Raw genomic sequence first — 12,568 nt, 5'->3', positions numbered from 1 at the left:
AAATTGTATTCTCACGGTATTCTTTATCTCCGTAGATTCCTATTATTTTGTCAAACCCGTTTTTATTCCAGAATCGAAGTCAAAGGCTCCCCAAGATCACGTATGATCGCGGGCAGCCTATGTTTCTTATCTATTACATTTCGAGAAGATTAACCGATTCTAGCAAACGTTGGATCATAACAACCGCTTCAGCGCGAGTAGCATGGGTCAATGGACTTAAAGTGGTGGTTGTTTGGCCTGAAATAACACCAGTATACACCGCTTTGGCTACATCATTCTTAGCCCAACTACTGATCTTACTGTGGTCATTGTACTTCTCCAAATATGATGAGGCAGAAGACGGCAATGATACTGTCACCTCTGCTGTAGCTGCCGCACGAGTCATCATGACCGCCATCTCTTGACGTGTAATCAGACTATCAGGCTTGAAGGTTCCGTCTGTGTTCCCCATTACAATACCTGCTTCCGATACAGCACCGATGTAAGCAGCCATTGTAGCACCTGTATTCACGTCCTTAAACTTGGAAGCCGCAGACTTATTACCGGACAGACCTAGGCCCTTCGAGATATAAGTCGCAAACTCGCCTCGGGTCATTGATTGCTCAGGCTCAAACTTTGTCGTGGTTCGGCCTTCAACAATAAACTTACGGGCCAATGCCTGGATAGTAGTCCCTGCCCAATGCTTGCCAATATCAGTATAATTTGCAGAACCTCGTACCAGAGCATAAGCACTATTGCCTTTACTTTTAAAGGTAGCAACCGTCTTGCCCCCTGAAGTGGTGAATAGAGTAGGCACGTACGACAATGCATCAGCTTCCGGATCATACCATACTACAGCAGCAGACTTTGCTTCTATCGACGTTACAGTATCCATAGAGCGAGACACATTACCACTGAAACTTGGTATCTTCTTCTCTGTCGCTTCAAAGGCTGCTACTACCTCAAAGTGAACAGGACCTGCTAGAATAGATGCATTTAAACGATTGATCGCGGACGTCAGTGAGTTTATCAGACCAGTTTCCCCTTGGTCGATCTTGATAAGAAGATCACCCACTACTTCGCTTGATCCAAGTATTCTGGATATTTCGGAATAATTCAAAGACTGGACCGGAATCTCATACGTAATATCGTTATACTGCACTGCAAAGCTTGCTCCTTTGCCAAAGTTGGCGGCGTTCTGAAGGGTGCTAAGAGGTACAGCTACGATTGCAGCCCGCTCGGTATCGGGAACCTTAAATACTACACGCAGTTTATTCATCCCCGCACTTTTTGCCGCTTCATAGGCATTATTGATTGGCAGTGCTGAGATGGAATATTTGTTTGTAGAAGTGCCTGCAGGCGATACAGCTGAAGTCGTTGTAGCTGCGGAAATCTTTAAATCAATTCCACCTCCGACGGCTTCAGTGTATTCCCCCAATAAGGAGTTTAAAGTCGTCTGATTAGCAACTGAAGTGGATGCGAACCCTTCAATTGTCTGCCCGCTTGTCGTGTGAATTCCATTAGCGCTTGGGTAATAGGAAATGTACACGGCTTTACCAATCTTTGGCGAAGAATTTAGTGTCAATGTAACTACAGAACCACTTATGGTGACTTTCTCAACGGAAAGCATTACATTCTGACTCATAATCGAGAAAGAATTAACGGAAGGAATATAGTTCGTATTCAACGTTTCATTAAATGTTAGCGTAAGCGTCTTGCCTATTACAATTGCGCTATTCAAAGAGCTTGTACCTGTGCTGACTGGCGTGTATACCGAATTTGAATTAGACGATGAAGTCGCATTCGCCAAGCTATAACTGCTAAATGCTGCGACATTAACGCCATCTGTATCGGTAATTGGATGCGTGCTTGGCAAATAAGTAATATATGCCGATTGTCTGTCCGTTATTGTACCGTTAAAAGTTAACGTCAGAACTCTGCCGCTTGTATTGAGTGAACTCGCACTATAATAATTTCCAGCTATGTAGACACTGAACTGTTGATACGCGTTACTGCTTGCAGTAGCTAGTTCTTTATTGAACGTCAATGTAATCGTATTTCCAGAGACTGAACCACTTACTAGTGTGGGAGCTATTGGACCCACTAATGGTGTAACATCACGATTAGAAATATCCAGTGCTTGATTTTGCAATAAATCCTGAATACCACCACTCGACGGTTTCGAATAAGAGAGCTTAACTACTTGTCCATTCATTATGGCACTAGACAACGTTACCTTCACTGTCGCGCCCGAGATTGATATCGCTGTTGCGGGACGACTCACGCCATCCACCGTAATATAAAAGCTGCTTACCGCGGGAATAGAGTTTCCATTTAAATCTTCATTAAGTGTCATCGTAATCGTGCTTCCGCTATATTCCAGCTTGGTTACAGTTGGCGGTATAGTATCAACGGCTATCGTTTTAAAAGTCCATTCGTTTTGGTTCTGAATCCCGCTAAATGTATTTCCAGCCAAATTTACAATAGCATCAGAAGCTATCTCTATATAATAATTGGTACTACCTTCTAATCTCACTCCAGTTGGGAGAGTAATATGGACTATAGTTGTATTCGTACCATCGACATAAAAGTTTGTCTTTATATCTTGTGCAGTCTTACTGCCAATAGGTTTTATCCAGATGGAGCCTGCACCTTTTACAACCGTTTCACTAAATTCAGCAGTAAAATCACTATCTGTCAGAACATTAGAAGTATTATTAATTGGATACGTCGATACTATAACTAATGTGGGAGCTATTGGATCCACTAATGGCGTAACATCACGATTAGCAATCTCAAGCGCTTGATTTTGCAATAAATCCTGAATACCACCACTCGACGGTTTCGAATAAGATAGCTTAACGACTTGTCCATTCATTATGACATTAGACAACGTTACCTTCACTGTCACGCCCGAGATTGATATCGCTGTTGCGGGACGATTCACGCCATTCACCGTAATATAAAATCTGCTTACCGCCGGAATAGAGTTTTCATTTAAAGCTTCATTATATGTCATCGTAATCGTGCTTCCGCTATATTCCAGCTTGGTTACAGTTGGTGGCGCTTTCAAAGGAGCGGCAGCTGTCTTGAAACTCCAGCTATAACCAGGATATTTATTGCCTGAACTATCTTGAATAACTCCATTTGGAATCGAAAATGTATAAGTCGTATTTGGATACAATGCTACTGATGGTGTAATCGTAATGGTCTTGGAGCCACTGCCTGTCACCTGATTAGATGTTACCGGGATTTGTCTATTATCTAAGGTAGTAGAGCTTAAGTCCGATACTAAACTAAATTCTCCGCTAGCTACATATACCTCTTCATCAAAAGTCATCGAGACTGATGATGTAATAGGTACATCCAGTGCCCCTAGTGCGGGAGAATGGGCTTGAAGTACCGGTGGAATGCGGTTTACTTGCACTCCCGTCTTAAAGTTCCACTCATAAGTTGATGCAATTCCATTGAAATTCGCGCCGTTAGAAACGTTAGCGAATGCGCCCGGCTCAATATTGACGTAATACTCCGTATTCTCTTGAAAAGGTTTACTTGGTTGGATCGTTACAACTTTTCCTGTCGAATCGATTGTAACTGCTCCGCTGGAGGCAACCACGAAGCTTTCGAACACGGTATTCGTATCATATTCATAGATAGTAATGGTCGCGGATCCATTCACTTTAGTAATGCTCTCATCAAACGTGAAGGTTAGTTTAGCACTTGGTACTACGCTTAGAAAGTCATCTGCCGGACTAGTGCTTACAATGATAGGGCCCTGAGCTGCCGCTTTAATTGGTTGGGATAACGTTAACCACTCTGGCAATGAGATTTGAAGTAATACTACAACAGCCAGAACAAGACTTATCTTTTTAAAATATCGGTTCAATTTATTCACTCCTAAAAATTAGTCATGTGTCCCTTCTGTTGATTGTTCAACAAGCTGACCTTTCAAATTCATGTTAATACTCTTTCCGAGTACAACTTTGTTCAGGACCAGCTCTTACCTCAACATTTCCCACTAATATTTTTCGATATTTTTGCTATAAAAAAACTCTACTAATAGACTACTATACGCAAAAAGACACCCTCGTCATAGTGACCGTTGTCATTAATTTTGTCACATGACAAAATGTATTTTTTTGAGAGTTAGTTGAAATCTACCCGTGATTTTGCATACAAATATTAACGGAATAAGATCCGCAAAAAAAAAAAGACTGCCCCAAATCACGTATGATCTAGTGCAGCCTATACTTATTAACTCTCGATTCATATACCACAACCATCTAATTTTCTTTGTCCTTTTTCACGCGAATAAATACTGCATACATTTGGACAAACAGATAAGCAATAACGAAAGGAATTATTATTTCCATAGAAGCACCCATTAAGGCATATGCCATAAGCAAAGCGCCAAAAACGTAGGTCATAATATCATATCCCTTTGCCTTTGCTGTATTGGCAAGCATAATATTACGCTCGTCTTTTTGATCAATCTCCATTTGTTTAGCCATTTCAGGATTTTTTTTAGCAGCCCATTTACTGAAAATATCCCCAATTCCATGCCCAAACGCTCCACACCCAATACCAATTAAGAGATACGGCAATGCTTTCAAAATACCCTGTGGCTCATCGAAAGATTTCATGAAATAAAAACCAACCGCAAATAACAAAACACCTAGAATACTAATAAAAACACTTTTCATTTTCTTCATACGGACTCCTCCTCATAGATAAAAATTTCCTCAATGTTCATCCCAAAATAACGTGCAATTTTGAATGCTAATATAATCGAGGGATTATATCTGCCATTTTCTAATGAACCAATTGTCTGTCTTGATACTTCTAATGCAGTCGCAAGTTCTTCTTGTTTAATCCCACGTTCTTTGCGTATCTCTTCTAAGCGGTTCTTCAAATTTCCACCCCTCACATGTAAAGCTAGCTTTCCTTAATTTCATTATACAACCATTTAATAGTATGTAAAGTTGACTTTCCATTATTCGACTTATCTATATAAGAAAATCGCAAAAAAACACGTCTGAATTGACGTGTTTCAATTAACGTAGCCACAAAGGCTACGATTAAATGTGATCAAACCCCTTTTGTAGCGCTCTAATTCTTCTCGCTTTATTTTCAAGTACGATCTGGCTGGTTTCTACCATATCGTACCCATGGACAGTCCCTTTCGTGATATTGAGTTCAACAGGAACATCACTATTTTGAAGAGCTTCAGTATAGTTTATTCCTTCATCTCGTAAGCAATCGAACTCGGCTACGTCCACATAAGCATTAGGTAAGTTTGTAAATGAGGTTGCTTCCATAGGGGAGGCATATTCCTTTTTGCCATCCACACTATCTTTAAGATATAAATCCCACATCTTTTTATTAAGTTTAGAATTCCACATGGGAGTATCTGTATATTTATTTATGGACTCTGTGTTCTGTCTTGCATCTGTAACAGGATAAATCAGTAATTGGAAGCAAAATTTCAAATCGTCTCGATCACGTGCCATTAAGGTTACACCTGCAGCTAAAGCGCCACCTACACTATCACCACCCACTGCAATTTTATTTCTATTAATTCCTAGCGTATCAGCATGATTATAGACCCACTTACAAGCAGCATAACCATCTTCAAGGCCCACAGGAAAATGGTTCTTTGGCAACAACCTATAATCAACAAATACAACTTTACAAGGCGTTTGAAGAGCATAATCTATACACAAATTGATGTGATAAGGTGCTTCTTTTAACGCAAATGCTCCTCCATGAAAATAAATTAAACAACGATCATTATCTCCAATATCTTTGGGCTCAAATATTCTAATAGAAATCTTATCACCCTTATATCCATCGATCTGCTTTTTCGTTACTTTTACTTGATCTGGTAATGGTAGTTTATTGTTATTTCTCTCCATTAACTTGTTTAAAACCGGTAATACTATTGGATAAAAAGGTAGTTTTGTTTTTTCTAGTTTTTTAAAATCACTGTTTATCTCATATTTACTCAATTTCGACAACTCCTTATATCAAATAACCTCATAGTTATGTTATCCTACGTTCCAGTCAAGCAATAGTTCTAAAAGAAATGTTAAATACAGAAACAAAGACCCACTAAGGGAAACCGATGATGCTTAGAACCGTTTATTCCAATTTACTGAGTACTACGCATTTGCAACCGCAAGTGGCGCAAACGCAACCTCAATCATATAGCATTGATTCCATTGTTTTTCTATAATTAAGGTCATAAATAGCAAAGGAGAGTAAGCCTATGTCTTTTAGCGAAAAATTGTTGCAACTTAGAAAAGAAAAAAGTTATTCACAGGAAGCACTGGCCGAAAAATTGTGCACAACCAGACAGGCAGTCAGTAAGTGGGAAAACGGACAAGGGTTCCCCGAAACCGAAAAGCTGCTTATGATTGGAAACCTGTTTGAGGTATCCATCGATTATTTGCTGAAGGAGGGCGAGGTGAAGGGCGGCGTTGAAGAGCATGGTTTTTATGTCAGCCAAGAGATGGCGGAAGGGTATTTGAGTCATCAGCAGAAGTCATCCAATCGCATTGCGACAGGCGTGTGCCTGCTAATTATGGCTTGTTTGCCGTATTTGATGCTTCGACAGGAGCCGGTCGTTTATTCCTTTCTTATCATTTTGTTGGCGGCAGGGGGCGTCGTTGCTCTCGTGTCCGCCATACTGAAAGATGAGGAACGGTACCATGTGCTGGGGAAAGAAGCTCTTATGCTAGATCAGGTTTGTGTAAAGCAATTGACGGAACGTTTGAATCGATTGAAGAGTAGGTACGCAGCTATGATCATCGTCAGTGCTGGTATGGTGGCGGTAGGCGGAATGGCTTTTTTGCTAGAGAATAAAGGGATCTCCGAAGGCGCATTGGTCCCTTATTATCCAGTGTGTGTTGTTTTGATCGCGATGGGCGCATATGTAATTATTCGAACTTCTACGCTGTGGTCCTCCTATAGTCTATTGATCTACAATGAGAAGCATATTAATCGGAGGAATGACGGCTTCTGGAGAAAAATCAGGAAAAAGTTGGCCGATAAAAATGCATAACATTTGGAAGAAGTATAATGTTAACAATATTTAGCGATACCTGATTATCGATAAAGAAAACTAGCTAAATCATTACACTACTGGGTCACGATAGTGGAATCATTGAAGCGTCAGACCAGAATTTTATTCTTGGTCTGACGCTTTGTCATTAAATAGTAAACTGTACCCTATCGAGTAGACACTTTTAAAAAAATCTCGATAGGGTACAGCTTATTCGGGAAGGTTTTTTGTTCATTTCAGATAAACTTCAAGGAAATCCCAAAGACCTACTCAGCAATTAACCTAGAGATCACTTGTGCACTTTCCGCACGTGTTGTTTTATCTTTTGGGGCAAATTGATTGTTTGTGAGTCCATTAATCAAACCAAGCGAATGTGCTGCTGCTACAGCATCTTGTGCCCAAGAACTGATATTAGCTTGATCGGCAAAGACTTTTGCAATTTCTGCAGAAACCTTTCCACCATTGCTGTACTCATAAGCGCGTACCAGAACGACAGCCATTTCTTCACGAGTGATGGTGGCGTTCGGATCGAACTTCGAAGCGTTGCGTCCATTTACTATACCAGCTTCACTTGCTGCTGCGATTGCGCTTGAATACCAGTCCGATGCCCCCACATCGCTGAATTGCTTTTGTCCACTCTCCTCGATACCCAGTGCTCGAACAATCAGCGCTGCGAATTCTGCACGCGTAATGAATCTATCAGGTGCAAACTGATTGTCACTTACACCCTCGATAATTTGTTTTGCTACCAATTGCTTAATGACTTGTGAGGCCCAATGCGTCTTCGTCACATCAATGAACGACTTATCATAGCTTAGAACGCCGTACTTACTGAAGTGACTGATCTCGGCACTCATTTTACCATCCACAAGCCTTCCGCTGACATACTCTAATGTGCCATCATCAGCAATGCTGTACATACCCATCAGTTCTTTGTTTGCAACAGCATTTACTTTTAGAGCTATCGTGATTGGCTGTTCAAATTGAGTCAGCTTTATTTCTTTGCCGTCTTTACTAATGATCGATATTGAAAAATTGAAGATTTCACTTGCTGCCGCCACATCAGCTTTGTTCTTAGCTGTTACTCTGCCAAGTAGAGCAGCACGATCCGCAATGGACAGCGGAACCATTTGGAACGAAATTGTTGCTCCTTTCAGCTCATCCGCAGTGAACAAACTCTGAAGGTGCTTGTAGACTTTTCCAGGAATTTGAACCGTAATATCCTCATTCTCAAGCTCTATGATGACCTTATCATCAATCACTGCTAAATTAGCTGAAAAAATTACTTTTGTCACTCCTTTGGCAATTTTGACAACTATTTTACCGTCTTTATCAGCTGCTGGAAGGGCAATCGCTCCGTTGCTTGGAAGTGCGCTTCCACCGCTATTACTTGTGTTACTATTGTTATTGTTATTATTACTGTTACTATCACTGCCTGCTTTGAATGGCTTAGCTTGCTTTTCAGTAGAATTAGCACTTTCGCCAGCTTCATTTCCAGCAGATACAACATAGTAATATGTCGTCCCATTGGTCAGTCCGCTGTCCGTATAACTTGTTCCGCTTGTTACGGCTGCAACAGTCGTATAGGGTCCACTTGAAGTTGTCGACCGTTTCACGTTGTAGTATTTTACACCTGGTACTGCACTCCAAGTTAGCGTGACCTGGCTATCGCCTGCATTCGTCGAAAGTCCGTTAGGGATTGAAGGGATAGGAAGTATCGCTCCAGGCATAGCGGATCTTTCCCTATAGCTGTAGGTTCCTCCGTCACGATCGACGGCAGTAACAATGTAATAGTACGTTGTGTTATTCACTACTTCGGTATCCACATAATTTGATCCATATACTGCTGAGGTTACTGTAGAGAATGAACTACCAGAGGTCGTCGAACGCTCCACGTTATAATATTCAGCATGCGATACCGGCTCCCATTCCAGATTGACCAGACCATCTCCAGCAGTCGCCACCAAACCTTGTGTAAACCTGACATTATCGATAGACAGTCTCCCCGCAAATTCACTCTCAACATCCGCGAAAATAAGAATCATATTACGCAATTCCGTATCATCTTTAATCCCAGTCAGATCTCTTATATTGAAACTTACATTATAGTGATACACTGCGTCAGTTATAGAAGCTGAATCTAGGTCATCGAATTCAATGTTATAACTTCCCGGAATTTGCTGCCAAAATCCCCCAGCAGGCGGCTGAAATACTAGATTAATTGCCATGGCTCCTGAACTTGCCCGCTGAGGCTCGATATACAAATCAAACATCACATAATCGTTATCTCCACGAACTAATCCTTCCTTATATAACTCTAATCGTGGAGCTGAGGCCCATCCATCAGAAGGCTTGACTTCAGGATATGCAAACTCCCAAGAAAGAGCATTTGTACCCTGTATCTCTTCTATTGTAAGAGCATCCTTAACTGACGACTCCGGATTCCAATCCCAACCTTGCCTCGTCTTGTCTTCAAAGTCAGATGGAAGTATGGCTGTTCCCTTAGGATCATGAATAACCGGAATTTCAACCTTTGTACCCGTTACAGTAACATTGTCCAAGGAAATCACATTCGCATCTTCTGTCCCTACGAACAGAATCAGATTCGTCATGATGTTGTTGTCTGTATGCATAGCAATCGTCTCAAGTGATGGAGAGTCATCTGTAGTGATCGTTAGAGTTGCTATAAATTTATCTCCATAAGGAACAAAATCAGTTTCCGTTACCTGAATTGCCCGAGTCGGATTAGCCCATCCTGCTGAGGGCCCTTGCGGGATCGCGGCAATCGATACCGTTGTCTTCGCATCTACGATAACATCCATAGATAGTTGTTCCACACCCAAGATATTAGCCGATTTCCCCCAAGCATCTGCGGAAAGTCGGATATTGGCCCAATAGTTTCCTTCACTAGTGTCATTGCTAATATTTAAGCCTGTTATTTGTAAAGCATTATCTGCGTTACTTAATGTAATACTCTCTTTATTCGGGCTATCTCCATTTACACCAAAACCTTGTGTTGTTCCATCATTGAAATCCCATAAGACTTGGGAATATTTATTCCGATCTATCGGCTCATAAGGGATTCCTTTAATTCTAGCCCTTACATATTCACCCGAAACCGACAATTCTGGTAAAGACCAAACTTGATCACTACCTGGATCTAGACTCGTTGCATCTTGTTTGCCCAACTCTAAAGGCATAAAAGCCGCTGAATTTTCATTCTTATTCGTTAAAGACCAGTTTATCCAGCTAATATTGTTCTCATTTAAGAAATCGAGCCATATATCAGCTTCATCCAAGTAAGGTCCGCCATCACCGCTAGCTTGACTTGTACCCCACTCCGTTGAAAATATGGCAATCCCGTTGTCGAGTGCATATCTTGCGTTGCTCATCACATTGGTTCTATCTGTACTGTCCGAGGCAGGCATATGTGTACCTGTATAAAAATGTACTGTATACATGATGTTATGGGAATCTATTGGTTCATCAACTACTAGGTCTGGCCGTTGACTCCAATTGGGAGTACCAACAATAATAATGTTGTTCTGAGCATTCCCGTTCACAGGATCACGTAACATACTCACGATGGGATCTGCGTATTCTTTGACCGCTAGCCATCCATCTCTATCATTCGTAATGCCCGGTCCATCGTTGTTGTTGGAGCTTGGTTCATTCGCTAATTCATAGATAATGTGTTCGTTATTCGGATATAATCCGGATATCTCCTCAAAGAACTCCTTAGCGCCACTATATATTTCCGCTCTTGGATCACCCGGTGCATGTACATGCCAATCCACAATCACGTACAGATCATTTGCTATCGCATAATCTATTCCTTGAATAACTCTTTTTTTAATTATCGCTTTGTTAGCTTCTGTTCCATATCCATTCTCCCCCACATACATAGCTAGTCGAATGACATTAGCGTACCAGTCATTGGCTAGTGCCGCAAAAGCATTATCATTGATAATTTCCGGAAACCATTGTAAGCCGTGCGTGCTCATTCCACGTAATTGAATAGGATTTCCATTTTGATCACCTAGTGTTTTTTGTCCATTATGATCTATTAATTGTAAGGCACCGCCAATCGACGGTTTAATTGCGGTTTCAACAATTAAGTTAGAGTCTATAGGTTCTGTCGTCGCGCCTGACATGATTGGCATAAGTGAACTTACTAACGTAATCGTCATCATGATTGCAACCATACGTATTTTCAACTTATTTTTCACCTTCTAACCTCCCAAAACTTAGCCATGTTTTTGGAATTAACCACGTAAGGATTACCAGAGAAACGTTTCTCTTTTTAACAAAAACTCATCATCGAAATATAAATGTCAGTTTTATCTTTTCTCTCTCCTCCTTTTTGTCCGTTTTGGTAGAAGAACGCTTCCAATAAAAGCGATTTCAATTCATAAACGCGCGTTTATTTTTGCGTTCCCAGGGTCCTTTCATGTTTATTTCCGCTATACCTGGTTCATATTAGAACCGGATTACAGCCTCTTGCAACAGTGTATGAATCGTATTGTGGAACGAGTCCATATTTCTATATTTTCAGCGCTATATTCATTTCGAAGAAATAATTCAATTCAGTGGTATACTGACACCATACAGCATGTCTTAAAGGAGATCGATGATTTGGTGCAATACCTATTTAAAGAAGTCACTAATAATCAAGAGTTACAAGTTTACGACACGACAAAATTATACGGGGAAACGGGAAACTTTCGCGTCCTGCAGTTTGCAAATGCGGCGATCCAAGGTGCGATGGATTTAAATGATCCGCAGCGCATTTTGTTTGAATATCCTCGGGCCATCATCCACCTTATGGAGTGTAACAACCCGTCTTTCGAAGACGTTTTTATGATTGGTCACGGGATTGGAAGTATTGCTGGTCATTATTTGGATAAAAGATTCAAGATCGCCGAACTCGACGATCAAGTTGTGGAGTTAAGTAGGAAGTATTTTGGATACAGCGAGGATAATGTAATTATTGGGGATGGTCGCAATACACTTAAGGGGGAGCAACCACAAACTTATGACTACATTATTATCGATGCATTCAACGAAAAAGGAACCCCCCAGCATCTGATATCTAAGGAATTCTTCACTCTCACAAAAGAAAAACTACATCCCCATGGTTCGATCATTTTGAACTTGATGGGTAAAGGAAACAACGACAGACTAATGAACGCCATTCATACGACGCTTTGCGAAGAATATGACTATATTCAATCGTTTCAACTACCTTCTGAAAGTGTCTCGGACGTAAAGAACATCATTATTATGGGCTGCAACTCCCCTATCCTATTTCAAGCACAACATATGGCCGGCTTCATTAGGCTCGAACTGGGTCAAGGGCATATCATTAGGGACAGCAAACACTCTGCACTTGTTCCTGACATTCAGACGTAGTTAATTGACGTAAAAAAGAAGGGTTCAACCCCGTATTGCTACGAGGTTGAACCCTTTTTATTCCTTTTTAGTATGGCTCTATATTAGAAGCAGTGCTTGCTAAAAGTATAAGTA

The 12,568-nt window shown here is 40.9% G+C and carries 7 protein-coding genes; 2 read left to right on the top strand and 5 right to left on the bottom strand.

Annotated elements, in window-relative coordinates; all coding sequences use genetic code 11:
* Positions 1–133 precede the first annotated feature (133 nt).
* From EJP82_RS16940 to EJP82_RS16925, 4 genes are all read right to left on the bottom strand, one after another.
* Positions 134–3,865 (bottom strand): Ig-like domain-containing protein, encoded by a 3,732-nt coding sequence (locus EJP82_RS16940; protein ID WP_170220214.1) that lies wholly within the window; start codon positions 3,863–3,865, stop codon positions 134–136.
* Positions 3,866–4,262: 397 nt separating this feature from the next.
* Positions 4,263–4,691 carry a DUF6442 family protein gene (locus EJP82_RS16935; RefSeq protein ID WP_127193259.1) on the bottom strand — a complete coding sequence of 143 codons (429 nt, stop codon included), beginning with the start codon at positions 4,689–4,691 and terminating at the stop codon, positions 4,263–4,265.
* Positions 4,688–4,891 (bottom strand): helix-turn-helix transcriptional regulator, encoded by a 204-nt coding sequence (locus EJP82_RS16930; RefSeq protein ID WP_127193258.1) that lies wholly within the window; start codon positions 4,889–4,891, stop codon positions 4,688–4,690. The genes EJP82_RS16935 and EJP82_RS16930 overlap by 4 nt, the downstream gene beginning before the upstream one ends.
* Positions 4,892–5,057: 166 nt before the next feature.
* Positions 5,058–5,987 (bottom strand): alpha/beta hydrolase, encoded by a 930-nt coding sequence (locus tag EJP82_RS16925; protein WP_127193257.1) that lies wholly within the window; start codon positions 5,985–5,987, stop codon positions 5,058–5,060.
* Between the two features lie 260 nt (positions 5,988–6,247).
* Here EJP82_RS16925 and EJP82_RS16920 point away from each other — a divergent pair, with 260 nt between their 5' ends.
* The gene (locus EJP82_RS16920) at positions 6,248–7,042 is read left to right on the top strand and encodes a helix-turn-helix domain-containing protein (protein ID WP_127193256.1); all 795 of its coding nucleotides are present in this window, start codon (positions 6,248–6,250) and stop codon (positions 7,040–7,042) included.
* Between the two features lie 266 nt (positions 7,043–7,308).
* Here the strand turns inward: EJP82_RS16920 and EJP82_RS16915 are convergent, their stop codons facing one another.
* Entirely contained in the window at positions 7,309–11,271 is a 3,963-nt protein-coding gene (locus EJP82_RS16915; RefSeq protein WP_127193255.1) for a carbohydrate-binding domain-containing protein, read from the bottom strand.
* A 409-nt stretch (positions 11,272–11,680) separates the two neighbouring features.
* Here EJP82_RS16915 and EJP82_RS16910 point away from each other — a divergent pair, with 409 nt between their 5' ends.
* Positions 11,681–12,454 carry a spermidine synthase gene (locus EJP82_RS16910; protein ID WP_246054222.1) on the top strand — a complete coding sequence of 258 codons (774 nt, stop codon included), beginning with the start codon at positions 11,681–11,683 and terminating at the stop codon, positions 12,452–12,454.
* The last annotated feature ends 114 nt before the right edge of the window (positions 12,455–12,568 follow it).

Source organism: Paenibacillus anaericanus, from assembly GCF_003994475.1.
GTDB classification, from domain to species: Bacteria; Bacillota; Bacilli; order Paenibacillales; family Paenibacillaceae; genus Fontibacillus; species Fontibacillus anaericanus.
This window is presented reverse-complemented; position numbering and strand designations above follow the sequence as displayed.